Consider the following 24517-nt stretch of genomic DNA (forward strand, 5'->3'; position numbering starts at 1 on the left):
AGGTGGGTCAAGAGGTCCGGGCCGTGCGCGTGCGTCAGGCCTTCAGCAGGCGCGGCAGCCGTGCGAGCTGCACGGCGTGCTGGAACGGGCCGCCGCCCTCGTGGTCGTTGAAGTCGTACACCTCGATCTCCTTCTCGGCGTGCGCGTAGGCGTTGAAGGCGGCGAACACGGTGGACGGCGGGCAGGTCATGTCCTCCATGGCCACGGAGAACAGGGCGGGCGCCCGCCCGCGCGCGGCGAAGTGGACCCCGTCGACGTAGGCGAGCGTCCTGGCGGCCTGCTCGGCCCGGCCCCGGTGCGTCTTGAGGTAGTCGCCGATCTCGCGGTACGGCTTGCGGTCGGTGATCCGGATCGCCCGGGGGAAGTCGCAGAGGAACGGCACGTCCGGGGCGACGGCCGCCAGGTCCGGCACCAGCCCGCCGACGGCGAGGGCGAGGCCGCCGCCCTGGCTCGCTCCGATCGCGGCGGTGCGCGAGGCGTCGGCCAGCGGATGTGAACGGGCCGCCTCCACTGCGCGTACGGCGTCGGTGATCACCCTGCGGTAGTAGTACGTGGCCGGGTCCTCGATGCCCTGGGTCATGAACCCGGGCAGCGACGGGCCCGAGCCCACCGGGTCGGCGGTGTCGCCCGGGGCCCAGCCGCTGCCCTGGCCCCGGGTGTCCATCACGAAGTGGGCCAGGCCGGCCGAGGCCCAGAGCAGATGGGCGTGGGGCAGGCTGCGTCCTCCGCCGTAGCCGATGAACTCCACGACCACCGGCAGTGGTTCGGTGGTCCCGGCGGGTATCACGAACCATCCCTTGACCGGGTGGCCGCCGAAGCCGGCGAAGGTGACGTCGTACACGTCGACCGTGACGAGCCCGGTGTCCGTACGCCGCTCGAAGCGGGCGTCCAGATCGTGCGTCCGTGCCTCGTCGAGCGTGGCCGACCAGAACGCGTCGAAGTCCCCGGGCTCCACCGACCGGCTGCGGTAGGAGCGCAGTTCATCGAGGGAGAGATCGAACAGGGCCATGCGGAACCGCCTCATGTCGCAAGCGTGAGTGAATGGTCACACCGTACGACGGTCCGCCCGAACGTCAACCGGCGCTCGGATCGTGGGAAAAGGCGTTGCCGGGCCGGCGGGTGCCTGCGAGGCTCCGCGCATGTCCGATTCCGAACCCCGCAGTTCGCACCAGGTGGCCGCCCTCTTCTCCGGGGGGCGCCTGACGGCGATCCCCCGGAAGCCCGCCCGCCGCGAACAACTGCTGGCGCACCTCGCGCAGACGCTTTTCGAGCACGGTCGCGTCTACACCGAGCGCGAGGTCAACGACGCGCTGCTCACGGTGCACGAGGACTGCTCGGCCCTGCGGCGCTACCTCGTGGTGGCGGGCCTGCTGGAGCGGCCCCGGGACGGCAGCAGCTACCGGCGGGGGACTCCCGCGCACGCGTGAAACGACACCGCATGCCTGGCAGGTGGCGACGTCCGTGAGACGTGAACCGTATGCGTGAAACGGCACCGCATGCGTGACGGTTGGCGGCGTCCGTGAGACGTGACGGCGTGCGTGACACGTGGTGGTGTCCGTGAGACGTGAACCGCCTCCGTGACGCACGACCGGGCAGGCGCGAGGCGCCTGCCCGGTCCTGTCCGCCCCGGCCCGGGAACGGGCCGTCGGCGCAGGTCAGTTGAGCGTGTCGGGGTCCGGTCCCGTCCGCATGCCGCGGTCCAGGCCCGCGATCGCGTCCATGTCGGCGGCCGACAGCTCGAAGCCGAAGACGTCGATGTTCTGCCGGATCCGCGCGGGAGTCACCGACTTGGGGATCACGACGTTGCCGAGCTGGAGGTGCCAGCGCAGCACGACCTGCGCGGGCGTCTTCGCGTGGCGTTCGGCGATGGACACGAGCGCCTCGTCGTCCAGCAGCGCGCCCTGCGCCAGCGGGCTCCATGCCTCGGTGGCGATGCCGTACTCCGCGTGCACGGCGCGCAGCTCGCTCTGCTGGAGCCCGGGGTGCAGCTCGATCTGGTTGACGGCGGGCACCAGGGAGCTCTCCTCCGCCAGACGGCGCAGGTGCGCGGGCTGGAAGTTAGAGACGCCGGCGGCCCGGATCCGGCCGTCGGCCAGCAGCTTCTCCAGGGCGCGCCAGGTGTCGACGTACAGGTCGCGTGCCGGGGTGGGCCAGTGGATGAGGTAGAGGTCCACATGGTCGAGGCCGAGCTTGGCCAGGCTCGTGTCGAAGGCGGCCAGCGTGGCGTCGTAGCCCTGGTCCGCGTTCCAGAGCTTCGTCGTCACGAACAGTTCGTCGCGGGCGAGCCCGTAGTCGGCCAGCGCCCGGCCCACGCCCGCCTCGTTGCCGTAGACGGCGGCGGTGTCGATGGAGCGGTAGCCCGCCTCCAGCGCGGCGGAGACCGCGGCGGTCGTCTCGTCGTCGGGGACCTGGAAGACACCGAAGCCGAGCTGCGGAATCGTGACGCCGTTGTTGAGCGTGACGGTGGGGACCGTGGACATGGTGGAGCCTTTCCTGCGTCGGACCGAGCTGATCCGCGTGCGATGGTTACTGGCGTAGACAATAATTGCACACGCGGGTTAATCGCAAGCGCCGATAAGGCGTACCGCCGATGCGTCCGGTCGGGGCGATCCCGGCGAAACGGCCAACCCTCACCCTCGACCGCAGGGTGAGGGAACGCGGTCGGGCAGCGGCGCCGGAGGCCACCGCACACGGGCCGCGACCGGCCCGAACGCGGCGATGTGCTGAACTGTCCGGGAAGCAGCGGATACAGGAGTTCACTTGAGCAGCTATCGCCAGCCCGGCATCGTCCTCACCGACCGACGGTTCACGGTCCCCCTCGACCACGACGATCCGGGCGGCGAGACGATCGAGATCTTCGGCCGGGAGGCCGTGGCGAGCGGGAAGGCCGGCGAGCAACTCCCGTGGCTGGTCTATCTGGAAGGCGGCCCCGGCTTCGGCGCCCGCCGCTTCGTGGGTACGGAGGCCTGGCTGGGGCGGGCGGTGCGGGAATTCCGTGTGCTGCTCCTGGACCAGCGCGGCACCGGTCTGTCCACCCCCGCCAACCGGCAGACGCTGCCGTCGCGCGGCGGCGCCCGTGAGCAGGCCGACTATCTGGCCCACTTCCGGTCCGACAGCATCGTCCGCGACTGCGAACTGATCCGCCCCGGGCTCACCGGCGGCGCGCCCTGGACGGTCCTGGGGCAGTCCTTCGGCGGCTTCTGCGCCGTCCACTACCTCTCGGCCGCCCCGGAAGGCCTCGAAGCCGTCCTGATCACCGGCGGTCTGCCCTCCCTGGACGCGCACGCCGACGACGTCTACCGGGCCGCCTACCCGAGGATCGAGCGGAAGGTCGCCGCGCACTACGCCCGCTATCCGCAGGACGTCGACCGTGCCCGCGCCATCGCCGCGCACCTCTCCGAGCACCGCCCGGAGAGCGCCGGGCACACGCTGACTCCCGAGGGCTTCCAGTCCCTCGGCATCATGCTGGGGTCGGGCAGCGGCAGCCACCAGCTGCACTACCTCCTGGAGAACGCGTTCGTCGAGGGCCCGCACGGTACCGAGCTGTCCGACGCCTTCCAGGAGGCCATGCGCACCGCCACCTCGTTCGCCGGCCACCCGCTGTACGCCCTGATGCACGAGGCGATCTACGGACAGGGCGCACGGCCCACCGACTGGGCCGCCGAACGCGTACGCGCCGAGTTCCCGCAGTTCGACGCCGAGGCCGCCCTGGCCGGCGACGGCCCGGTGCTCTTCACCGGCGAGAGCATCCACCCCTGGCACTTCGACGTCGATCCCGCGCTGCGCCCCCTGCGCGAGACGGCGGAGCTGCTCGCCGCCCGCACCGACTGGCCCGCCCTGTACGACGCGGAGCGGCTCGCGGCCAACGAGGTGCCGGTGGCCGCGGCCGTCTATCACGACGACATGTACGTCGACACCGGCCACGCGCTGCGCACCGCGTCCTCGATCCGCGGGCTGCGGACATGGGTGACCAGCGAGTACGAGCACGACGGTGTGCGCGCGGGCGGTCCCCGCGTACTGGACCGGCTGCTCGCCCTCGTACGGGGTGAGAGCGACCGCTGAGGGTCGTCCCGCAGGGCGTGTTCCGAGAGTCCCGCCCGCCCGGCGGCCGGGCGGCGCCACTTTCCGAACACGCCCTGGCCGGCGCGCGGTCAGCCCTGGAGCGCGTCCAGCGTCGCGTCCAGGCCGGCCGCCGACTGCGGCGCGCGGTTGTACGGAAGCTTGGAGAGGGCGGCGGCCATGCCGCAGGTGTTGCTCACCGCGGAGTAGACGAGCCCGGCGCCGATGCCGGCCGACAGCCACCTCGCCGCCGGGAAGCGCCGGCCCGCCACCAGGCCGGCCACCACCAGCGAACCGGCGGCGAGGCGGACCTGGCGCTCCATCGGCCAGGTCGCCCGGGCGCCCACCGGGCGGTCGAGCCCGTGCCCGTCGCCCTCCCACGCGGAGGTCCCGCCGGTCAGGGTGGCGGCGTCGATGTCGGCGTCGGCGAGGATCTCGCACGCCCTGGTGGACCGCACGCCGGAGGCGCACACCACGAGCAGCGAGCCACGGGCGGAAGCCGACTTCAGCGCGGGGACCGCCTCGGTGAGCCGGTCGAGCGGGATGTTCAGCGCGCCGGGCACGTGCCCGGAGGCGTATTCGCCGGGGGCCCGTACGTCGATGACGGTGAACTCCTCCAGGCGGGCTGCGGCCTCGGTGGGGGAGAGGGAGGCGGGGCTGATCACGAGCGAGGTTCCTTTCGGTCGCCGGAGCGGGGCCGCCCGGGGTCTGCTCACCCCGGCGCCCCGGACCGTAATAATACCCTGGGGGGTATTGCTTCCCGGCCCTGCGTACCTGGTCGTACGGTGTGTCCGGCCGGAGCGGCTCCCAGGTCCCTGCCCCGAACCGCTTCCGGAATGCACGTATCCGTCACCCTTCGCTGGATAGCCTGCGAGGTATGACACAGCAGCTGGAACCCATGCCCACGGACTGGCATCGCGCGCTGGCCGTGGTGGCTCACCCCGACGACCTGGAGTACGGCTGCGCCGCCGCCGTGGCCGGCTGGACCGACGAGGGCCGTGAGGTGACCTACCTCCTGGCGACCCGCGGGGAGGCCGGGATCGACACCATCGCCCCCGCCGAGTGCGCACCGCTGCGGGAGCGGGAGCAGCGGGAGAGCGCGGCGGCCGTCGGTGTCACCGCCGTGGAGTTCCTGGACCACCGTGACGGTGTCATCGAGTACGGCACGGCTCTGCGCCGCGACATCGCCGCGGCCATCCGCCGCCACCGCCCCGAGCTCGTCATCACTCTGAACCACAGGGACACCTGGGGAGGCGTCGCCTGGAACACTCCGGACCACCGCGCCGTCGGCCGGGCCACCCTGGACGCGGCGGGCGACGCGGGGAACCGCTGGATCTTCACCGACCTGGCGGAGCAGGGCCTCGAGCCGTGGGACGGGGTGCGCTGGGTCGCCGTGGCGGGCACCGACCGGCCCACCCACGCGGCCGACGCGACACCGGGGTTCGAGCGGTCGGTCCGGTCGCTGCTGGCCCACCGCACCTACATCGAAGTGCTGACGGACGAGGACCCGGAGGCGTACTGCCGTACGTTCCTCACCGGCACCACCGGAGCGGCCGCCGAGCGTTTCGGTGGCCGCCCGGCCGTCACCTTCGAGCTCTTCGCCCGCTGAGCGGCCCGCCGGCAGGCCCGCGACCGTACCGATTGACAAACAGGATTGCCGATTCTGCAATGGACGTCATGACGGGACAGAATCACGAAGACCCCGACCTCGACGCCGTGCTCACCGGAGTGGGCCCGCGGCTGAGGCGGCTGCGCAAGGACCGGGGAGTGACGCTGGCCGGGCTCTCCGAGGCGACCGGAATCTCCGTCTCCACCCTCTCCCGCCTCGAATCCGGCGGCCGTCGGCCCAGCCTGGAGCTGTTGCTCCCCATCGCCCGAGCCCATGAGGTGCCGCTGGACGATCTCGTCGGGGCGCCCCCGGTCGGGGATCCACGGGTCAAGGCGAAGCCGATCGTGCACGGCACGAAGACCTCGCTCCCGCTCACCGCCCGGCCGGGGGGCCTCCAGGCGTACAAGGTCATCCAGGAGGCCCCCTGCACCGAGCCGCCCGAGCAGCGCACCCACGAGGGATACGAGTGGCTGTACGTGCTCAACGGGCGGCTGCGGCTCAAGCTCGCCGAGCACGACCTGGTGCTGGCGCCCGGTGAGGCCGCCGAGTTCGACACCCGGCTCCCGCACTGGTTCGGCCCCGCCGGTGACGAGCCGGTCGAATTCCTCAGCCTGTTCGGGCCGCAGGGGGAGCGGATGCACGTCAGGGCCAAGCCGAAGCGGTCGTAGGCGGCTCCGCGGCCGGTCGGTGAGAGGTGTTCCCAGAGGGGCAAGCGACCGCTTAGTATGCGGCGGAGCAGTGGTAATGCCGACAGTGTTGTGGAGGCCCCTCATGCAGGCATGGCGAGTGCACCGGAACGGCGAGCCGAGCGAGGTGATGGAGCTCGAGGAGACCGACCGGCCGACCCCCGGGGACGGGCAGGTGCTGCTCGAGGTGCGCGCGGCGAACATCAACTTCCCCGACGCGCTGCTCTGCCGCGGTCAGTACCAGGTGAGGCCCCCGCTGCCTTTCACCCCGGGTGTGGAGATCTGCGGCGTGACGGAGGACGGGCGCCGGGTGCTCGCCACCCCCGCCCTCCCCGACGGCGGATTCGCCGAGTACGTCGTGGCGGACGAGGCGGCGCTGCTGCCGGCCCCCGACGCACTGGACGACGCGGAGGCCGCGGCCCTGCACATCGGCTACCAGACCGGCTGGTTCGGACTGCACCGGAGGGCCCGCCTGCAGGCCGGCGAGACGCTCCTGGTGCACGCGGCCGCGGGCGGCGTCGGCAGTGCGGCCGTCCAGCTGGGCAAGGCGGCCGGCGCCACCGTCATCGGGGTCGTCGGCGGACCCGAGAAGGCCGCGATCGCCCGCGAACTGGGCTGCGACCTGGTCATCGACCGGCGGAGCGAGGACATCGTCGCGGCGGTGAAGGAGGCCACGGGCGGACGCGGCGCGGACGTGGTCTACGACCCCGTCGGCGGCGACGCCTACGCCAAGTCCGTCAAGTGCATCGCCTTCGAGGGCCGTGTCGTCGTCGTCGGCTTCGCCGGCGGCGAGATCCCCACCCCCGGCCTGAACCACGCCCTGGTGAAGAACTACTCGATCGTCGGACTCCACTGGGGTCTGTACAACACCAAGGACCCGGCCGCCGTCCGCGCCTGCCACGACGAGCTCACCAAGCTCGCCGCCCAGGGCGTCATCAAGCCGCTGATCAGCGAGCGCGTCCCCATGGCCGACGCGGCGCGCGCCGTCCAGCGGGTCGCCGACGGCACCAGCACCGGCCGTATCGTCGTCCTGCCGTCAGGAGGCACCCGATGAGCACCGCTCTCGACACGGCGCAGGTCCGGCGCCTCACCCGGGAACTGCTGGCCGCCCACCCGCCGGCCACGACCGACCGCACCGACTTCCTCAAGGCGCGCTTCGACGCGGGCCTGGCCTGGGTGCACTACCCCGTCGGCCTCGGCGGACTGGACGCCCCGCGCTCCCTCCAGTCCGTCGTCGACGCCGAGCTCGCCGCCGCCGGCGCCCCCGACAACGACCCGCGCCGGATCGGCATCGGCCTCGGCATGGCCGCCCCGACGATCCTCGGCTACGGCACGGAGGAGCAGAAGCAGCGCTTCCTGCGCCCGCTGTGGGTCGGCGAGGAGGTGTGGTGCCAGCTCTTCAGCGAGCCCGGAGCCGGCTCCGACCTCGCCGCCCTCGGTACCCGCGCCGTCCGTGAGGAAGGGGGTGACTGGGTGGTCGACGGGCAGAAGGTCTGGACGTCCAGCGCCCACGTGGCCCGCTGGGCGATCCTGATCGCCCGCACCGACCCGGACGTCCCCAAGCACCGCGGCATCAGCTACTTCATCTGCGACATGACCGACCCCGGCGTCGAGGTGCGGCCACTGCGCCAGATCACCGGCGAGGCCGAGTTCAACGAGGTCTTCCTCACCGGCGTACGCATCCCGGACAGCAGGCGCCTCGGCCCGGTCGGCGACGGCTGGAAGGTCGCCCAGACCACTCTGATGAACGAGCGCGTCTCCATCGGCGGAGCCCGCATCCCCCGCGAGGGCGGCATGATCGGCACCGTCGCGAAGACCTGGCGCGAACAGCCCGGCCTGCGTACCCACGACCTCCACCAGCGGCTGCTCACGCTCTGGGTCGAGGCCGAGGTCGCCCGGCTCACGGGTGAACGGCTGCGCCAGCAGCTCGTCGCCGGACAGCCGGGACCCGAAGGCTCCGGCATGAAGCTCGCGTTCGCCCGCCTCAACCAGGAGATCAGCGGTCTCGAGGTCGAACTCCTCGGTGACGAAGGTCTGTTGTACGGCGACTGGACCATGCGCCGCCCGGAACTGGTCGACTTCACCGGACGGGACGCCGGCTACCGCTATCTGCGGTCCAAGGGCAATTCCATCGAGGGCGGGACGAGCGAGGTCCTGCTCAACATCGTCGCCGAGCGCGTCCTCGGACTGCCCGCCGAGCCCCGTAACGACAAGGACGTCGCCTGGAAGGATCTCGCCCGATGACCGCACAGAACGAAGCCGCCCAGGCGCCCGACCTGCTCTACTCGGAAGCCGAGGAGGACCTGCGGTCCGCCGTCCGCTCACTGCTCGCCGACCGGGCCGACGCGCCGGCGGTGATCGCCGGGATCGAGTCCGACACGCCGTACGACCTGCGGTTGTGGGAATCGCTCGCCACCGGGATCGGAGCTGCCGGGCTGCTCGTCCCGGAAAAGCTCGGCGGCCAGGGCGCCACCCATCGTGAGGCCGCCGTCGTCCTGGAGGAGCTCGGCCGCAGCGTCGCCCCGGCGCCGTACCTGACGAGCGCCGTCGTCGCGACCGAGATCCTGCTCGCGCTGGCGGATGCCGGCGGCCCCGCCGCCGCACTCCTCGGGGACCTGGCGGAGGGCCGCAAGGCCGCCGTGCTCGCCCTGCCGTTCGCCTCGGCGCCCGCGGACGCGGCCGCGTCGATGACCGGCACCCTGGAGCGGACCGTGACCGGCGTCGCGGACGCGGCGGCGGCCGATGTACTGCTGGTGCCCACCGCGGAGGGCCTGTACGCGGTGGAAGCCGGCGGGGCAGGCGTCGCCGTCCAGCCGCTCGTCCCGCTCGACCTGACCCGCCCGCTCGCCACGGTCACCCTGACCGGGGCCACCGGGACCCTGCTCGCCGAAGCGGGCCCCGCGGCCGCGGCGGTGGGCAAGGGCCTGCTGGCCGGCGCGGGACTGCTCGCCTCGGAACAGCTCGGACTGGCCGAGTGGTGCCTGACCGAGACCGTCCGCCACACCCGTGAACGCCATCAGTTCAACAGGCCGGTGGGCTCCTTCCAGTCGCTGAAGCACCGGATGGCCCAGCTCTGGCTGGAGGTCGTCTCCGCGCGTGCCGCCGCCCGCAACGCCGCGGACGCGCTGGCGACCGGCAGCCCGGACGCGCCGCTCGCGGTCGCCGTGGCACAGGCGTACTGCTCCGAGGTCGCGGTGCACGCGGCGGAGGAGTGCGTCCAGTTGCACGGCGGGATCGGGATGACCTGGGAGCACCCCGCGCACCTGTATCTGAAGCGGGCCAAGGCGGACTCGATCGCGTACGGCACCGCCGGGCGCCACCGTGAGGCCGTGGCGGGGCTGGTGGAGCTGCCGGCTCCGTGAGGAGAAGCGGGGCGGGGGTGCGTCGGAGCGTCGGGCGCACCCCCGCCCCGCACCCCGGGAGGGCGGGGAACAGCAGGCGCAGCGCGGCCGACGCGCGGGCGACGGTCGCCCCAACTCTTGGCAGGTACCTGCCTTTCGGACCGTCGTCGCCTCCATACTCGTCGCGTCCCCCCCGCCCGCTCTGCCCCTCCGACCGCTTCAGGGAGACCCATGGCACACCTGACCCGTCGCAGAGTCGTCACCACCGCCCTCGCCACGGCCGCCGCGGGAGCGTTCATCCCCGCCCAGGCCGCCGCCGCGGACCTCACCGCGAACCCCCGCCCGCGTGGCCCCCGGCCCCTGGCCCGGGCCCACGCCCACAACGACTACCTGCACCGGCGGCCCCTCCACGACGCGCTCGCGCACGGCTTCACCAGCGTCGAGGCGGACATCTTCCTCGTCGACGGCCGGCTGCTCGTCGCCCACGAGGCCGAGAGCCTCGACCCCGCACGCACCCTCGTCTCCCTGTACCTCGACCCTCTGGCGGCCCGGGTCCGCGCCCACCACGGCCACGTCCACGCCGGACGCCCCGCCCCGCTCCAGCTGCTGATCGACATCAAGACCGACGGCGCCGCCACCTACCTCGAACTCGACCGGGTGCTCCGCCGCTACCGCCCCCTCCTCACCCGCTCCGCCCACGGCCGGGTCCGCGCCGGCGCCGTCACCGCCGTCGTCTCGGGAGACCGGGCGGCCCGCGCCCCCATGGAGGCGCAGACCACCCGGTACGCCTTCTACGACGGCCGGCCCGAGGATCTCGGCACCGCGGCCCCCGCCACCTTCATCCCGCTCATCAGCGGCAACTGGGCCACGAGCTTCAGCTGGCAGGGGACAGGCCCCTTCCCGGCTGCCGAACGCGACCGGCTCCGCACCCTCGTCGCGGCGGCCCACGGGAGCGGACAACGGGTCCGCTTCTGGGGCACACCCGACCTCGCGGGCCCCGCACGCGAAGCCGTCTGGAACGAGCTGGTCGCCGCCGACGTCGACCACCTCAACACCGACGATCTGGCAGGTCTCGAACGGTTCCTGCGCCGGCGCGAGCCCGGCGGCCACCAGGACGGCTGACCGGCGCCGACGGCCGCATCCCGTCACCGTGAGTCAACACCCGTTCGGCGGACACGCCAGTGCGCCGAACGGCCCCTCCGCTGCGCCACACTGGCGGCCGAATGCCGCAATTCCGGCGCGGCGGAGGAGGTTGGCCATGGCCATTTCGATCTCAGTGGTGCTGCTTCTGCTGATCCTCGCAGTGATCTTCCTGCGTAACGGAGGACTGAAGATCTCGCACGCGATCGTCTGCGCCCTGCTGGGATTCTTCCTTGCGGGTACGAGCATGGCTCCCACCATCCACGAAGGGATCACCGCCACCGCGAACGTCGTCAGCGGCCTGCGGCCCTGACCACCCCACGCACCGTCCGGGTGCGGGAGAATGTCGGCTGAACGCGGCACCGTGCCGCACGGGACCCGACGAGGGCGATACCGTCGTCCGAGGCCCCTGCGCGCGCTTCGTCGACATGGCTTGGACCTGACCGGCCCTCGCCACGCACCTGGAGAACGTATCCATGTCATTCCCGCCCTCCGGACGGCACTCGGGCGCCGCCCACCACGAGTACTGCAACAACGTCCTGTGCTGCCGCTGCCAGCAGCGGCAGTGGACGACGAAACTGGGCGACGAGCGTCTCTGTGGTCCCTGCGCAGCCTGCTGCCGCGACTGCGGCCGCGCCCCCGCACCGCACCTGGACGGACTGGAGAACGGGCTCTGCGCCGAGTGCCGCGGCCGCTGCGGACGGTGCCAGCGCGCGCTGCCCGCCGAGGGGCCCTGCAGCTGCCGCAAGTGGCGTGAGCGCGCGGCGGGCGACCCCGTCGCCTACATCCTCCAGGCACTTCCGCAACCGCTGGTCCAGGCACTGGGCCACCGCCACCCCCGTACGGTGCACGACCTGATCCACCAGGAGCTCGCCCGGCGCACCCCCGACCAGCTGCTGGAGCGGCTCGAACGCCGGTGGAACGTCCGCTGGTCGCACGCGCTCCACGAGAAGGACGAGGACGGGCGGCGGCGCTGGGCGCCCCAGGAGATCGCCGAGGCGCTCGTGGGCCCCGGCCGCTGCACGGACCCCCAGTGCGAGGACGGATACCTGATCACGGACGACACCCCGTGCGGCAGGTGTCTTCGCCCCACCCATCGGTTCGTCACCTCGGTGGCCGACCGCACGTCCACCTCGGAGCACGCCCGTGCCACCGCCGCGCAGATCAGGCGCGCGCTCGTGGAGGGCCGCTCCACCAAGCCGGGCAAGCGGCGGCCGACGGGCTGACCGGGCTCAGCCCTTGTCCAGCGCGCTCCGCACCAGCGCCGCGGCGAGAACGGCCGGGTCCTCGTCCCTCGCCAGCCGGACGAGCCCGTCCGGTGTGGTGGGCAGGCCGAGCCGTTCCGCGCCCTGGAGCGCCTTCGGGTCGAGATAGGGCGACGCCTCGGGCCACACCGACTGCACCTCGCGCAGGAAGATGTCGGCGCCCGCCGGCCCGATGCCCGGGAAGCGCTGGAGCCCCGCCCGCAGCGTGTCCATGTCGCCGTCGGCCGCACGCCGCAGTCGCCGCAGATCCCCGCCGTACGTGTCGAGCAGGAGCAGCGCGCCGTCGCCGAGCTGGGTCGCCGTCCGTTCGTCGTACCGCCGGTAGCCGCCCTCGCCCAGCGCGTCGACGCGCTCCTGCCAGGTGGCGTCGGCCATACGGCGCGGGGTGCGCAACCGGTGCTGGAAGAGCGCCCGGGACGAGGCCACCGCGATGTCCGCACGGATCCGCGCGGACAGCAGAAGGCTCAGGACGAGCAGCTGGTACAGCGGCTGCGGGGTGTCACGCAGCTTGATGCCCGCCTCGGCCGCGTACGTGGTGCCGTGCCGTTCCAGAAGCGCGTCCAGGGTCCGCCGGGTGCTCACGTGAATCCGAAGATCCGCGCGATGAAGTACCCCGCGACGATGAGCGAACCCAGCAGCACCAGGGCCGCCCAGAAGGCCGGGTGCTCCCAGATCCCTCCGTCCGCGCGTTCGACGTGCGCTTCGCTGATGCAGCCCTCCGCCGGAGGTGTCTCGGTCGGGGGTGTGAGTGAGATAGCCATGTCTCCACCATCCCTCCGAGGGCGCGCGACCGCGAGGCGCGGGCGTGAGCCCGGTGCCGACGGCGGCACGTGTACGTCCGTACGGAGTCCGACCGGTCCCCGAAGCGCTGCGGTGCCGCGGAACGGGGCACCGTCTAGGCATGCCAGCAGTCGCCACGCCCGAGCCCGTCGTCAAACTCGTCCAGCGCACCACCGAACCGGCCGCGGCCCAGACCCTGCGGTCGACGGCGGCGGCCGTCATCGCCTTCGCGGTGGCCCAGACGGTCCTGCCAGCACCGCATCCCGCGCCTCTCACCGCGCCCCTCACCGCGCTCCTCGTGGTGCAGGTGACGCTCTACGCCACGCTCACCACCGGGATCCGGCGTGTGAACGCCGTCGTCGTCGGGGTCCTGATCGCCAGCGGATTCAGCTCCCTGGTCGGCCTGAGCTGGTGGAGCCTCGGGCTGACGATCTTCACCTCCCTGCTGATCGGCCGGCTGGTCAGGGTCAACGAGTTCGTACCCGAGGTGGCCATCAGCGCGATGCTGGTCCTCGGCGTGTCGCAGGTCGCCGCCACCGCCTGGGAACGCGTCCTGGAGACCTTGATCGGCGCCGGGGTCGGCCTGCTCTTCAACCTCCTGCTGGCGCCGCCCGTCTGGGTCGAGTCGGCGGGCGCCTCCATCGGAGGCCTGGGGAAGCGGATGGGAAGGATGTTCCGGGCCCTGGGCGACGAGATCGGCGGTAACCACCCCGTAAGGGAGGCCGCCGCGCGCCTGCACGAAGCCCGCCGCCTCGACCACGACATCGTGGAGGTCGACGCCTCCCTGCGGCAGGCCGAGGAGAGCCTCAGGCTCAACCCCCGCGTCAAACAGGGCCTGCTCTACCGCGTCGTCCTGCGGACGGGGCTCGACACGCTGGAGATCTGCGCCGTGGTGCTGCGCGTCCTGACCCGGACGCTGACCGACCTCGCCAAGGCACGTACCGAGGAAACGCTCTTCCCCGAGGACGTCGCCACGGACCTCAGGGAGTTGTTCGGGCACATGTCCGACGCCATCGAGGGGTTCGCGTTGATGATCACCACACCGATGGCCGAGAGCGGTGAGGAGGCCGAGGAACGGCTGGCCGACGCTCTCGCCCGCAGCCGTGCGACCCGTGACCGGGTGGCGGACCTGCTGCTGGAGGACGTACAGGAACACCCCCGGCAGTGGCAGCTGCACGGCGCACTGCTCGCGGAGGTCGACCGCATCCTCGACGAACTCGACATCGACAAGCGCACGGAGCGCCTGGCCGAGGAGCTGGACCGCCGTTCCGCCGAGGCCCACGAACGCCACCCGCGGCTCCGGGAGGTCTCCCGCCGGCTGCGCGGGGTGAAGCGGACGCGGCTGCGCGCCGAGGAGTGAGGGAGCTCAGTCCGCCGGCCGGCGGGACCGCTCGCCCGGCCGCGTACGGCGCCGGTGGCTGGTGTCGCACCACGGATACATCCGGCTGCGCCGGCACATGCAGAGGGCCACGACGAACCGGTCGGAGACCGCGACGCTGCCGTCGGCACAGGTGACTTCCACCGGCCCCTCCACCAGGAGCGGCCCCTCGTCGCCGAGGGTGATCCGGCACGGGCGCTCAGGCGTGTTCGGCACGGATGACCACCAGTTCCTCCGCCGTCGGCCCGCCGTCGACCAGCCCCGTCTCCCGGAGCCACCGCAGTCTGGAGCGCAGCACCGGCCCCAGCGGCACGAGGGCCCGGTCACTGACATGCGCCTCGAGCCCGGCGTCCGAGAGGCGCCGCAGGGTCACATCGCTGTCGCACAGGCCCGAGTGGACGAGCAGGAGACGCCCTCCGGGACGGAGAGCGGCCGGGGCGGTCCCGCAGACCCGGTCGAGGATCGCCCGGCCGTCGCGCCCCGCCTCCCAGGCCCGCGCCGCCCCGTGCCCGGGGAGCCGCCCGAGCGGCGAGGGCACATAGGGCGGGTTGCAGATCACCAGGTCGTAGGAGCGGCCGGGCAGCGCCGCGAGAAGATCACTGCGCCGTACGGTGATACGGCGACGGTGCAGCAGCGCGTTCAGACGGGCGGTCGCCACGGCCCGCCGCGCGACGTCCACAGCGGTCACCCGCGCCCCCAGCCGCGCCGCGTGCAGGGCGAGCGCGCCGCTGCCCGTTCCGATGTCCAGGACCTCGGTGCCCGGGCCGATCTCCTCGCGGTTCAGGGCCGCCATGAGCAGGCGGGTGTCGTGCTGGGGCGCGTACACCCCGGGAAGGGTCATCACACGGGCGACAGGGGTGCCCTCGGCCACATCTGCGGACATCTGCGACTCCAATCGGTGCGTCGCCGGCGGTACGGGTCAGGGGACTTCAGACCTGCCAGTCCCTGAGCAGCCGGTCTCCGAGCCGGTCCTCGACGAACGAGGTGGCGGTGATGCCGAACGCGATGTCGGCCGCCAGACCCGGTTCGTCCGCGAGCAGCCCGCCGATCACGTCGCGGCGGACCACCTGCTCGTGCACCGCGTCCGCCTCGACGTGCTCGGTGTAGAAGAACTCCGCCGCCGGACCCGCGCCGGCGCGCTTCATGGCGTCGGCGAGGCGCCGCGACGCCGGGGAGGAGGTGATCTCGACCGCGGCGAAGTGGCCCACCAGCGCACCGCGCAGCCGACGGTGCAGGCCGAACAGCGACATCAGGTTCACCAGGGCCAGCATGGGCGCGCAGCCCTCGTCCAGATAGCGGCCGTACGCGGTATCGAGACCCAGATCGGTCATGAGGTCGGCGAACAGCTGGGCGTGGACACGGTCCGCGCGCCCGGCGCCGAACTCGTCGTACTCGATCGCCGCCATGCCCGCCTTCGCCCGGCCGCTGAGACGCGGCAGCACCCAGGCGTGCGGGTCGGCCTCCTTGAGGTGGTACAGCGACCGCTGTGCCGCGTACGCGCGCAGGTGGCGCAGCTCGCCCCGGTCCTGGAGGAACCACGAGACGCCGGTACCCCGGACCGGTTCCACGAGCAGACCGTCCAGCACCTCGTCAAGGCTCGATCCCACCGGGGCGTCGTGCCGCAGCGCCGTCAGGAAACGGTCCTCCATCGCGGCGCGGACCGCGAGCAGGGGCGGGTCCCACTCCAGCTCGGGGCGTACGCCGCCGAATCCGCGGTAGTGCAGCTCGTAGCAGACGTACAGGGCGAGCTGAAGGTCGTCGCCGAAGGGATCGGCGACTCCGGCGGCCTCCGGATCGGGCAGAGCGCCCTCGTCCCGCAGATAGCCGATCACACCTGCGGACAGGTTCCCGCGTGCCCGCGGAAGGGAAGGGCCCGTGTGGTGAGGTGACATGGCTTTCCTCCTGCCCCGGCATGCCCCGGAGTCACATGGACAACCGTGATCGACTCTACGCCGAACGGCCGCAACCAGCCTGTCCACGCCGCCGCACCCGGGCCCCGGCCGCTATCGGCGGGATTTCTCCCCCGCCCAGTCCAGGAGCCGCTCCACGGGCCAGGTGGTCACGACACGCTCCACGGGCACTCCGCACTCCTCCGCCCGCGCGCACCCGTACGGCTGCCAGTCAAGCTGCCCCGGCGCATGCGCGTCGGTGTCGATCGAGAGGAGAGCACCGGAGGCGACCGCCTTCCGCAGCAGCTCACGCGGGGGATCGAGCCGCTCCGGGCGGCAGTTGATCTCCACCGCCGTGCCGGCCTCGGCGCACGCTGCGAAGACTTGCTCCGCGTCGAACCGCGACTCGGGCCGCTTCTTCCCGCCGAGGAGCCGCCCCGTGCAGTGCCCGAGGATGTCCGCGTGCGGATTGCGTACGGCCGCGAGCATCCGCTCGGTCATAGCCGCCGCGTCCATGCGCAGCTTCGAGTGGACCGAGACGACCACCACGTCGAGCCGTTCCAGCACGTCGGGGTCCTGGTCGAGCGAACCGTCGTCCAGGATGTCGCACTCGATTCCGGTGAGCAGACGGAAGGGCGCCCACCGCTCGTTGAGCTCCGCCACCACGGACAGTTGTTCGAGAAGGCGCTCGGTCGAGAGGCCGTTGGCCACGGTCAGCCTGGGGGAGTGGTCCGTGAGCACCGCCCACTCATGCCCCAGCCCGGCCGCCGCCCTGCCCATCTCCGCGATCGGACTGCCCCCGTCGGACCAGTCCGAGTGCATGTGGCAGTCACCCCGCAGCGCCGCGAGGAGGGCTTCACCGCCCGACGCCAACGGCCCCGACGCCTCCTCCTCAAGTGCCTGGAGGTACGCGGGCGTCGACCCCTCGACCGCCTCACGGATCACCTTGGCCGTCTTCGGCCCGATGCCGCGTACCGTCTCCAGCGAACCGTGCGCCACCCGCTGGGCGACCTCCTCCCCGCCCATGGAACCGACCGCCTCCGCCGCCGTACGGAAGGCCTTCACCCGGTACGTCGCGGCCTGGGACCGCTCCAGGAGGAACGCGATCCGCCGCAGCGCGTCCCCCGGATCCACGGTCACGGCCGCGCCGTGTGCTGGGGGTGCCCGTGCGTACGGCGGGCTTCCTTCATCTCCGCCTCGTACAGATGCCGCCGCCCTCCCACAAGCTCCTGGCGCACCCGCTCCTCGACCGCGACGAAGGGCCGGTAGTACGTGTCGTCGTACGCCTCGACGATCTGGAAGGTCCAGCAGCCCGGGATCACGTTCCGGCCCAGGATCTCCCGCTCCACCAGATCGGCCTGCGCCGTGTGGCCACCCATCCGGAGCAGTTCGACCGCCCGGTCCAGCGTCAGGTCCGCACCGCCCATGAGCTGATGGAATCCGTAGAGCTGCCCCCGCGCACGCTCCACCCCCTCCAACGCCTCCGCCAGCGCTCCGAGCGCCTCGACCGTCGTGTCGTCCACCCCGGATGGCCGTACGTGCTCCTCATCGGGCCCGGCGGGGCCGCGGCTCTCGCTCATGTCTACGACTGTGCACGCCTCCCGGGTGCCGCGTCCCGCCGGACCGGCGAAAGGGTGAGTGCCCCCGCCGGCCGCCGGACCGTCGTCGAGGTGCGCCGGAACCGATCCTGATCAGACTGGATCCCATGGCAGAGAATCGTCGAGCCCGTTCCGGGCACACAACGAAAACGTCGGCCGGAACGGGGACCAGGACGGCCGCCCCACGCGCCTCGTCCCGCCGCGGCCCCGAGCACGCCGCCCGTGCCGCCAGCGAGAGCCTGGAACGACTGATCTGTCATCCCGCCGAGGGGGTCTCGGCCGTGCGGCGGAACGACGACGGATGGCGTGTCGTCGTCGACGTACTCGAAGTGCCCCGCATCCCGGACACCACGAGTCTGCTCGCCTCCTACGAGGTGCAGATCGACGAGCGGGGCGAACTCGTGGAGTACAGCAGGGTCCGCCGCTACCGGCGTGGCTCCGCCGACCAATGACCCGTCTCGCCCCTCACCCGGAAGGACACCCCCATGACCACCCCGACCATGTACGCCGACGAAGTCGTCCCCTGCGCGCCCAGGGCGGGCACGCTCTACGACGTCCTGGAACTCATCCTCGACCGCGGCATGGTCATCGACGTGTTCATCCGGGTCTCACTGGTCGGCATCGAGATCCTCAAGATAGACGCGCGCATCGTCGTGGCGAGTGTGGACACCTACCTGCGCTTCGCCGAGGCGTGCAACCGACTCGACCTGGAACGCGACTCGGGCAGCACCACCGTCCCCGAGCTGCTCGGCGGAGGCGTCGCCAAGTCCGTCGGCAAGCGCAAGGTCCGCAGGGCCGCCGAGTCCGTCGGTGACACCGTCCGCAACGCCGTGGGCGCCGGCGACGGGGACGACGACGACCAGAAGGAGCGGCCGAAGAAGCGCCGTGCGCCCGCGCGTGACGGGGCGAGCCGACGCCGACGTGCGGAGGCCTGAGCCGTGACCGACAGCGGTGTGTACGTGTACGCGATCATCCCGGCGGGAGAGGCGCTCCCGCCGGGCGCGGCCGGCGTGGGCAGCCCCCCGGCCGAGCTGCGACTCGCCGGCGACGGGCGTGTCACCGCCGTCGTGAGCGAGGCACCACCACAGCTACGGGCCCGCCGACGCGACCTGATGGCGCATCAGGACGTGCTGCTGCGCCTTTCGGACAGCGGACCGGTGCTGCCCATGAGGTTCGGCGTGGTCGCGCCGGACGAGGCATCGGTCACCGCCCAGCTGGCCGGGTCGGAGGCCGAGCACCTCGCCACCCTCCGCCACCTCGGCCGGGGCGTGGAGCTCAATGTGAAGGCGCTGCCCGCCCAGGACTCGCTCGCCGCCGTCGTCGCGGAGGAGAAGAACGTACGGCGTCTGCGTGACGAGGTCCGACGGCGGCCCGGGTACGAAGCGAACGTGCGGCTGGGTGAGGCCGTGGCCACCGCTCTGTCCCGCAGGGCGGCCGAGGCGGGGAACAAGCTGCTCCAACGGCTCACGCCCCTGGCCCGTGCGGTTGTCCCGGGCCCGGAGGTCCATGGATGCGCGTTCAACGTGTCGTTCCTGGTCGACCGGGACGAGAGCGACGCCTTCAGGGAGACGGTGCGGCGGTTCGCCGACGCGCAGCGCGACCGCGCGGAGATCCGCGTCGCGGGACCACTGCCCTGCTACAGCTTCGTCTCCTCCAGCGGCCTGCGGCCGACGGCCGCGAGGGTCTGACATGGGACTGCTCACCGGCCTGCTCCTGCTGCCCCTCGCGCCGGTCCGCGGCGTGATCTGGGTGGCGGAGAAGGTGAACGACGCCGCCGACCGCGAGCTGCACGACCCCGGCGTGATCCGGGCACAACTCGCCGCGCTGAACCAGGAGCTGGAGGACGGCAACGTCGGCCTGGAGGAGTTCGAACGGGAAGAGGCGGAGCTGCTCGACCGGCTGTACGCCGGCCGGGCCCACCCCGCGCCGAACCATCGAAGGTGACTCACTCATGGAAGATCAGACGAAGGTGACGCTCGCAGCAGCTGTCGTGGGCGGATACGTACTGGGTCGTACGAAGAAGGGCCGTCTGGCACTCTCCGTCGCCACCTATCTGGCGGGCAGGCGCTTCGGCCTGGAACCACGCCAGCTGGCCGCCGAAGGGATGCGCCGGCTGGGCGAGGTGCCGCAGTTCGCCGAACTCCAGGAGCAGCTGAGGGGCGAGGTCCTCGAATCCGGCCGCAAGGCGCTGACGGCGGCGGCGGACCGGCGCATGAACTCGCTGGCCGACGCACTGAGCGACCGGACGGCGCGGCTGGGGCAGCCCGACGAGGAGGACGAGGACGAGGGCGAGGAGGAGTACGAGGACGAGTACGACGACGAGCCCGAGTACGAGGACGAGGAAGAAGAGGAACCCGAGGACGAGTACGAGGACGAAGAAGAGGACGAAGAGGACGACGAGGAAGAGGCGGAGCCGGAGCAGCCGCGGAAGGACGCTCGCGGGGCCGGCGGAAAGTCGGCGGCCAGGAAGCAGCCCGCCGCGAAGAAGTCCGCCGCCGGGAAGACGCCTCCTAAGAAGGCCGCGGCGAAGAAGACCCCTGCCAAGAAGGCCGCCCCGGCCAAGAAGAGCGCCGCGAAGAAGTCCGCGCCCGCCAAGAAGAAAGCGGCGCCTGCCAAGAAGTCGGCACCGGCGAAGAAGTCCGCGGCGAAGAAGTCCGCCGCGAAGAAGGCGCCGGCCAAGAAGTCTGCCTCGGCCAAGAAGTCGTCGGCCCGGAAGACCACTTCGGCGAAGAAGACCACGTCATCGAAGCGAACCGCGTCCCAGCGCGGCGAACGGCGGAGGTAGACAGCCATGGCCAGGACGGACAGGGAAGAACCCGAGGCGGACGAGTCCGGTCTCGACCGTCTCCGCGGGGAGTTCACGAACTTTCTCGGCGCGCAGACGGAGAAGCTCGCGCAGAAAGCGGGCGACAAGCTGACCGGCCTCACGGGGAAACTCACCGATGTGGCGGAGAACGGCGGCTCGCTGCCCTCGATCGCTTCTCGTGTGATGCAGGGCGAATCTCCGGTGAAGGCCTTCGTCTCGGAGAAGGCCGGCGACGTCAAGGACAAAGTCGTGGACAAGGCCAAGGACACCTTCGGGGGTGGTGGCGGCGGCAAGGGCAAGGGCAAGCCCGGCGGCGGTAAGTCCATGAACATCATCGAGGTCCTCGACGTAGGGGTCCCTCTCCGCACCGCCTACGACCACTGGACGCGGTACGACGAGTTCAGCGGCTTCACGAAGGGCGTGCAGAGCGTCTCGATGAGTGAGGAGATGTCGAGCGACTGGAAGGTCAAGATCGGCCCCTCCTCACGCGGATTCAAGGCCACGGTCCAGGAGCAGGTGCCTGACGACCGGATCGTCTGGACCTCCGAAGGGGCCAAGGGCTCGACCCGTGGATGTGTCAGCTTCCACGAACTGGCGCCGAGTCTCACCCGGATCGTGCTGGTGGTGGAGTACTACCCCTCCGGCTTCTTCGAGAAGACGGGCAACCTGTGGCGCGTGCAGGGCCGTCGTATGCGACTCGACTTCAAACTCTTCCAGAAGTTCGTCACGCTCACCGACGACGAACCCGAGGGCTGGCGCGGAGAAATTCGCGAAGGCGAAGTCGTCGTGTCGCACGAGGAGGCCATGGAGAAGGAGGAAGCCGAGAACGAGGAGCCCGAGGACTCCGAAGAGGACGAGTACGAGGACGAGGAAGAGCCGGAGGAGGGCGAGGACGAAGAGGAGGACGACGAGGAAGAGCCCGAGGACGCGTACGAGGACGAAGAAGAGCCTGAGGACGCGTACGAAGACGAAGACGAAGACGAGCCCGAGGACGAGTACGAGGACGAAGAGGAAGACGAGGAGCCCGAAGAGGAGGACGAGGACGAGGAGGACGAGGAGCCCGCGCCGAGGAGGAGTCGCGGACGGAGGTCGTCCAGGTGACGGATCTCGACCTCGGACGGGAGGCGTACCCCATCCCGGGGCCGCCGAACAGCAACCTCGCGGACATCCTCGAACGAGTCCTCGACAAGGGCATCGTCATCGCGGGTGACATCAAGATCGACCTCCTCGACATCGAGCTGCTCACCATCCGGCTTCGCCTGTTCGTGGCATCCGTCGATACCGCGAAGAAGGCCGGGATCGACTGGTGGGAGACGGATCCGGCGCTGAGTTCGCGCGCGGCCCGCAACTCCCTCCAGGACGAGAACCGTGAACTGCGCGAGCGTCTCGAGGCGCTCGAGTCGAAGACGGACGAGACGTCGGACCACTGATGAGCAGGGAGAGTCGTACCAGATGACGGAGCGGGGACCCGGACGGGCGACGGACGACAGCGCCCTCTACGTATTCGCCGTGTGCGACGCACCGGATCCGGCCGCCTTCGCGGGCCTGCCGGGCGTCGCGGCGGGCGAACCGCTGAGCCGACTGCGGTTCGGCGCGCTGACGGCGATCGTGCAGACCGTCCGAGCGGCCGATTTCACGGACGAGGTCTGGCAGGACCGCATGGCGGACCGGGGCGAGCTGGAACGGTACGCACGCGCCCACCACGACGTGGTGTCGGCAGCCGCCGCGTCGTGCCCCACCGTCCCGCTGCCGCTCGCCACGCTCTATCACGGAGAGGAGCGGGCCCGTCAGGCCCTCCTCGACGAGACCGAGCGCTTCCGTTCCGCCCTGAAGCGCACCGCAGGTCACTCGGAATGGGGGGTGAAGGTCTACATGGCCGACCTCCCGGCGTCCGACCCGGTCGCCTCTCCGCTCCGTGCGGAGGCGCCGGCCGCCCGCTCCCGTCCTGCCCCGGGAGCCGGTCTCGCCTATCTGGAGCGGAAGCGGGGCGTGCAGGCGAGGCGCGAGCGGCGGCATGAGGACGCCCTCCGGCTGGCCGGGACGGTGGAGACCGCGTTCGGGGCCCTGTCCGCCGCGGGGCGCAGGCTGCGGCTGCACGCCCCCGAGCTCGTGGACAAGGGGCACACCCAGGTGCTCAACGCGACCTACCTGGTGCCTGAGCGCCGCGGAGCGGAGCTCCAGGCCCTCGCCCGGGCCCTGCGGGAGACCACCGGTGCCCGGATCGACGTCTCCGGGCCCTGGGTGCCCTACTCCTTCGTCGGTGAGGTGTAGCGATGGAGCGCGAGGTGGTGCCCTGGGACGAGCCCGAGCCCCTGAGCGGGCCCATCGGGGTTCCGCTCGTCGATCTGCTGGACCGCCTTCTGGCGACGGGTGTGGTGGTCAGCGGTGACCTGGTCATCGCGATCGCGGACGTTCCGCTCGTCCGGGTGTCGCTCCACGCCCTGCTGTCGTCCGTCAACGAGCGGATTCCGGCTCCCTGGGCGGACGGAGGCCCGCTGTGACCGGCTCACGACTCGATATCGACCAGGACCAGCTGGGGCGGGATCTCGTCGCCCTCGTGCTCACCGTGGTGGAGCTCCTGCGACAGCTGATGGAGCGGCAGGCCATTCGCCGTATCGACCAGGGGGACCTCACCGACGGCCAGGTGGACGAGATCGGCACCACGCTCATGATGCTCGACCAGCGGATGGCCGAGCTCTGCGAGCAGCACGGGGTGCGGCCCGAGGACCTGAACCTGGACCTCGGACCGCTGGGAACTCTGCTGCCCCGCGATTGAGGCCGGCGAATCCGGCCGTTCCCAGAAGCGAATGAGCACGCTGGGCACGGAGGCCCGTGCGGGCATATCCTCACATATATCCCCGTACGTCGTACGGGGTGCGGTGACCGGAGGCAGCCATGATCATCATTGGAGCCATCCTTCTGATTCTCGGCCTGGTGACGGGCGTCGGTGTCCTGTGGACCATCGGGATCATCCTGCTCGTGATCGGGCTCGCCCTCTGGATCCTGGGGGCCGTGGGGCACGCGGTCGGAGGTCGTCGGCATTACTGGTGATGTCGCGTCGGGCATGTTTGAGGTGGAAGTGGCGGGGCAAAGCCCAAGTGGCGCGGGAGCGCTCCCACGCCGGTGGATCCCCCCACCTCCCCTCGGAATGGAGATCGCACCATGATCTGTCATGATCGCGTCAATTTAGGCGGCTGGGCGCTGCGCCTGTGCGGCGTGTTCGTCGCCGCCGTCCTCTGTCTCCTCCCCTGGACGGGCACCGCGAGCGCCCACGGCTCCGTCGTCGATCCCGCCTCCCGCAACTACGGCTGCTGGCTGCGCTGGGGCGATGACTTCCAGAACCCGGCCATGGCGCAGGAAGACCCCATGTGCTGGCAGGCGTGGCAGGCCGACCCGAACGCCATGTGGAACTGGAACGGCCTGTACCGCAACGGGTCCGGGGGCAACTTCCCGGCCGCCGTACCCGACGGCCAGCTGTGCAGCGGCGGCCGGACGGAGAGCGGACGGTACAACTCCCTCGACACCGTCGGTGCGTGGAAGACCACGGACATCACCGACGACTTCACCGTGAAGCTCTACGACCAGGCCAGCCACGGTGCCGACTACTTCCAGGTGTACGTCACCCGGCAGGGCTTCGACCCCGCCACGCAGGCGCTGACCTGGGGTGACCTTCAGCTGGTCGCCGAGACGGGCAGCTACGGTCCCAGCCAGAACTACGAGATCCCGGTGAGCACCTCCGGACTCAGCGGCCGTCATGTCGTCTACACGATCTGGCAGGCGTCGCACATGGACCAGACGTACTTCCTCTGCAGCGACGTGAACTTCACCTGATCCCGCGCCCCGCTCCGTCCCCTGGCCCCGCCGGCCGCTCATGTCCGGCGGGGCCGTCGAACGACCGTGCGTCCAGGCGTGCGTGCGTCGGTCATGTGATCGATTGGCGGTCGGGTCGGGTCCGTCCTAACGTCG

Annotated in this window: 33 protein-coding genes; 23 read left to right on the forward strand and 10 right to left on the reverse strand. The window is 71.6% G+C overall.

The window, feature by feature from the left end; translation table 11 throughout:
* Positions 1–34 precede the first annotated feature (34 nt).
* Positions 35–1009 (reverse strand): acetylxylan esterase, encoded by a 975-nt coding sequence (locus tag ACZ607_RS20115; RefSeq protein ID WP_469736633.1) that lies wholly within the window; start codon positions 1007–1009, stop codon positions 35–37.
* Positions 1010–1139: 130 nt separating this feature from the next.
* Between ACZ607_RS20115 and ACZ607_RS20120 the strand changes: the two genes are divergently transcribed.
* Positions 1140–1427, forward strand: coding sequence for a DUF2087 domain-containing protein (locus ACZ607_RS20120; protein WP_469736338.1), 288 nt, complete (start codon positions 1140–1142; stop codon positions 1425–1427).
* Positions 1428–1655: 228 nt separating this feature from the next.
* Here ACZ607_RS20120 and ACZ607_RS20125 read toward each other — a convergent pair whose 3' ends face one another.
* On the reverse strand, positions 1656–2480 hold the full coding sequence (locus ACZ607_RS20125) for an aldo/keto reductase (RefSeq protein WP_469736340.1): 825 nt from the start codon (positions 2478–2480) through the stop codon (positions 1656–1658).
* Positions 2481–2760: 280 nt separating this feature from the next.
* Between ACZ607_RS20125 and ACZ607_RS20130 the strand changes: the two genes are divergently transcribed.
* On the forward strand, positions 2761–4062 hold the full coding sequence (locus ACZ607_RS20130) for an alpha/beta fold hydrolase (protein ID WP_469736342.1): 1302 nt from the start codon (positions 2761–2763) through the stop codon (positions 4060–4062).
* An 89-nt stretch (positions 4063–4151) separates the two neighbouring features.
* Here the strand turns inward: ACZ607_RS20130 and ACZ607_RS20135 are convergent, their stop codons facing one another.
* Positions 4152–4724, reverse strand: a complete 573-nt coding sequence (locus tag ACZ607_RS20135; RefSeq protein ID WP_099177061.1) for a rhodanese-like domain-containing protein — start codon at positions 4722–4724, stop codon at positions 4152–4154.
* Positions 4725–4936: 212 nt separating this feature from the next.
* On the opposite strand from ACZ607_RS20135, the gene ACZ607_RS20140 reads away from it, so the two are divergent.
* The 8 genes from ACZ607_RS20140 (at position 4937) to ACZ607_RS20175 (ending at position 12061) form a co-directional block, all read left to right on the forward strand.
* Positions 4937–5668: a PIG-L deacetylase family protein gene (locus ACZ607_RS20140; RefSeq protein WP_469736345.1), complete on the forward strand. Its 732-nt coding sequence runs from the start codon at positions 4937–4939 to the stop codon at positions 5666–5668.
* A 59-nt stretch (positions 5669–5727) separates the two neighbouring features.
* Positions 5728–6336: a helix-turn-helix domain-containing protein gene (locus tag ACZ607_RS20145; RefSeq protein WP_469736347.1), complete on the forward strand. Its 609-nt coding sequence runs from the start codon at positions 5728–5730 to the stop codon at positions 6334–6336.
* A gap of 103 nt (positions 6337–6439) precedes the next feature.
* On the forward strand, positions 6440–7408 hold the full coding sequence (locus tag ACZ607_RS20150) for an NADPH:quinone oxidoreductase family protein (RefSeq protein ID WP_469736349.1): 969 nt from the start codon (positions 6440–6442) through the stop codon (positions 7406–7408).
* Positions 7405–8598 (forward strand): acyl-CoA dehydrogenase family protein, encoded by a 1194-nt coding sequence (locus ACZ607_RS20155; RefSeq protein ID WP_469736351.1) that lies wholly within the window; start codon positions 7405–7407, stop codon positions 8596–8598. The genes ACZ607_RS20150 and ACZ607_RS20155 overlap by 4 nt, the downstream gene beginning before the upstream one ends.
* Positions 8595–9716: an acyl-CoA dehydrogenase family protein gene (locus tag ACZ607_RS20160; RefSeq protein WP_469736353.1), complete on the forward strand. Its 1122-nt coding sequence runs from the start codon at positions 8595–8597 to the stop codon at positions 9714–9716. Before ACZ607_RS20155 ends, ACZ607_RS20160 begins: the two co-directional genes overlap by 4 nt.
* A gap of 210 nt (positions 9717–9926) precedes the next feature.
* Positions 9927–10817, forward strand: coding sequence for a phosphatidylinositol-specific phospholipase C/glycerophosphodiester phosphodiesterase family protein (locus ACZ607_RS20165; protein WP_469736355.1), 891 nt, complete (start codon positions 9927–9929; stop codon positions 10815–10817).
* Between the two features lie 136 nt (positions 10818–10953).
* Positions 10954–11148 (forward strand): hypothetical protein, encoded by a 195-nt coding sequence (locus ACZ607_RS20170; RefSeq protein WP_099177066.1) that lies wholly within the window; start codon positions 10954–10956, stop codon positions 11146–11148.
* Positions 11149–11311: 163 nt separating this feature from the next.
* Positions 11312–12061 carry a hypothetical protein gene (locus tag ACZ607_RS20175; protein ID WP_469736358.1) on the forward strand — a complete coding sequence of 250 codons (750 nt, stop codon included), beginning with the start codon at positions 11312–11314 and terminating at the stop codon, positions 12059–12061.
* A gap of 6 nt (positions 12062–12067) precedes the next feature.
* On the opposite strand, the gene ACZ607_RS20180 is transcribed toward ACZ607_RS20175, so the two are convergent.
* Together ACZ607_RS20180 and ACZ607_RS20185 are read right to left on the reverse strand one after the other, a co-directional pair.
* Entirely contained in the window at positions 12068–12682 is a 615-nt protein-coding gene (locus ACZ607_RS20180) for an endonuclease (protein ID WP_469736360.1), read from the reverse strand.
* Complete coding sequence (locus ACZ607_RS20185; RefSeq protein WP_469736362.1) at positions 12679–12861, reverse strand: DUF6480 family protein; 183 nt, start codon at positions 12859–12861, stop codon at positions 12679–12681. The genes ACZ607_RS20180 and ACZ607_RS20185 overlap by 4 nt, the downstream gene beginning before the upstream one ends.
* Before the next feature lie 140 nt (positions 12862–13001).
* On the opposite strand from ACZ607_RS20185, the gene ACZ607_RS20190 reads away from it, so the two are divergent.
* Positions 13002–14240 carry an FUSC family protein gene (locus tag ACZ607_RS20190; protein WP_469736364.1) on the forward strand — a complete coding sequence of 413 codons (1239 nt, stop codon included), beginning with the start codon at positions 13002–13004 and terminating at the stop codon, positions 14238–14240.
* 6 nt (positions 14241–14246) lie between these two features.
* Here the strand turns inward: ACZ607_RS20190 and ACZ607_RS20195 are convergent, their stop codons facing one another.
* The 5 genes from ACZ607_RS20195 to ACZ607_RS20215 form a co-directional block, all read right to left on the reverse strand.
* Positions 14247–14474 (reverse strand): CDGSH iron-sulfur domain-containing protein, encoded by a 228-nt coding sequence (locus ACZ607_RS20195; RefSeq protein ID WP_469736365.1) that lies wholly within the window; start codon positions 14472–14474, stop codon positions 14247–14249.
* Positions 14458–15141: a HemK2/MTQ2 family protein methyltransferase gene (locus ACZ607_RS20200; protein ID WP_469736368.1), complete on the reverse strand. Its 684-nt coding sequence runs from the start codon at positions 15139–15141 to the stop codon at positions 14458–14460. Before ACZ607_RS20200 ends, ACZ607_RS20195 begins: the two co-directional genes overlap by 17 nt.
* 46 nt (positions 15142–15187) lie before the next feature.
* The gene (locus tag ACZ607_RS20205) at positions 15188–16150 is read right to left on the reverse strand and encodes an iron-containing redox enzyme family protein (RefSeq protein WP_469736370.1); all 963 of its coding nucleotides are present in this window, start codon (positions 16148–16150) and stop codon (positions 15188–15190) included.
* Between the two features lie 111 nt (positions 16151–16261).
* The gene (locus ACZ607_RS20210; RefSeq protein WP_469736635.1) at positions 16262–17281 is read right to left on the reverse strand and encodes a PHP domain-containing protein; all 1020 of its coding nucleotides are present in this window, start codon (positions 17279–17281) and stop codon (positions 16262–16264) included.
* 2 nt (positions 17282–17283) lie between these two features.
* Positions 17284–17727 (reverse strand): hypothetical protein, encoded by a 444-nt coding sequence (locus ACZ607_RS20215; protein ID WP_469736372.1) that lies wholly within the window; start codon positions 17725–17727, stop codon positions 17284–17286.
* Between the two features lie 125 nt (positions 17728–17852).
* Here ACZ607_RS20215 and ACZ607_RS20220 point away from each other — a divergent pair, with 125 nt between their 5' ends.
* The 12 genes from ACZ607_RS20220 (at position 17853) to ACZ607_RS20275 (ending at position 24382) form a co-directional block, all read left to right on the forward strand.
* On the forward strand, positions 17853–18197 hold the full coding sequence (locus tag ACZ607_RS20220; protein WP_469736374.1) for a gas vesicle protein GvpO: 345 nt from the start codon (positions 17853–17855) through the stop codon (positions 18195–18197).
* 33 nt (positions 18198–18230) lie between these two features.
* Complete coding sequence (locus ACZ607_RS20225) at positions 18231–18680, forward strand: gas vesicle structural protein GvpA (RefSeq protein WP_469736376.1); 450 nt, start codon at positions 18231–18233, stop codon at positions 18678–18680.
* A 3-nt stretch (positions 18681–18683) separates the two neighbouring features.
* Positions 18684–19433, forward strand: coding sequence for a GvpL/GvpF family gas vesicle protein (locus tag ACZ607_RS20230; protein ID WP_469736378.1), 750 nt, complete (start codon positions 18684–18686; stop codon positions 19431–19433).
* 1 nt (position 19434) lies between these two features.
* Complete coding sequence (locus tag ACZ607_RS20235; protein WP_469736380.1) at positions 19435–19689, forward strand: gas vesicle protein GvpG; 255 nt, start codon at positions 19435–19437, stop codon at positions 19687–19689.
* Positions 19690–19696: 7 nt separating this feature from the next.
* Positions 19697–20530, forward strand: coding sequence for a histone protein (locus ACZ607_RS20240; RefSeq protein WP_469736382.1), 834 nt, complete (start codon positions 19697–19699; stop codon positions 20528–20530).
* A gap of 6 nt (positions 20531–20536) precedes the next feature.
* Complete coding sequence (locus ACZ607_RS20245) at positions 20537–21652, forward strand: SRPBCC family protein (RefSeq protein ID WP_469736384.1); 1116 nt, start codon at positions 20537–20539, stop codon at positions 21650–21652.
* Positions 21649–21981, forward strand: a complete 333-nt coding sequence (locus ACZ607_RS20250) for a gas vesicle protein (protein WP_469736386.1) — start codon at positions 21649–21651, stop codon at positions 21979–21981. The genes ACZ607_RS20245 and ACZ607_RS20250 overlap by 4 nt, the downstream gene beginning before the upstream one ends.
* A 22-nt stretch (positions 21982–22003) precedes the next feature.
* Entirely contained in the window at positions 22004–22822 is an 819-nt protein-coding gene (locus ACZ607_RS20255; RefSeq protein ID WP_469736388.1) for a GvpL/GvpF family gas vesicle protein, read from the forward strand.
* Positions 22823–22824: 2 nt separating this feature from the next.
* The gene (locus tag ACZ607_RS20260; RefSeq protein ID WP_469736390.1) at positions 22825–23052 is read left to right on the forward strand and encodes a gas vesicle protein; all 228 of its coding nucleotides are present in this window, start codon (positions 22825–22827) and stop codon (positions 23050–23052) included.
* Positions 23049–23327 (forward strand): gas vesicle protein K, encoded by a 279-nt coding sequence (locus ACZ607_RS20265; RefSeq protein ID WP_469736392.1) that lies wholly within the window; start codon positions 23049–23051, stop codon positions 23325–23327. Before ACZ607_RS20260 ends, ACZ607_RS20265 begins: the two co-directional genes overlap by 4 nt.
* A gap of 119 nt (positions 23328–23446) precedes the next feature.
* Positions 23447–23602: a DUF6131 family protein gene (locus ACZ607_RS20270; protein ID WP_099177085.1), complete on the forward strand. Its 156-nt coding sequence runs from the start codon at positions 23447–23449 to the stop codon at positions 23600–23602.
* 111 nt (positions 23603–23713) lie between these two features.
* A complete protein-coding gene (locus ACZ607_RS20275) occupies positions 23714–24382 on the forward strand; it encodes a lytic polysaccharide monooxygenase auxiliary activity family 9 protein (RefSeq protein WP_469736394.1) in 669 nt (222 codons plus the stop codon).
* Positions 24383–24517: the final 135 nt, after the last annotated feature.

The sequence above is a fragment of the Streptomyces sp. NPDC104381 genome, assembly GCF_055583745.1.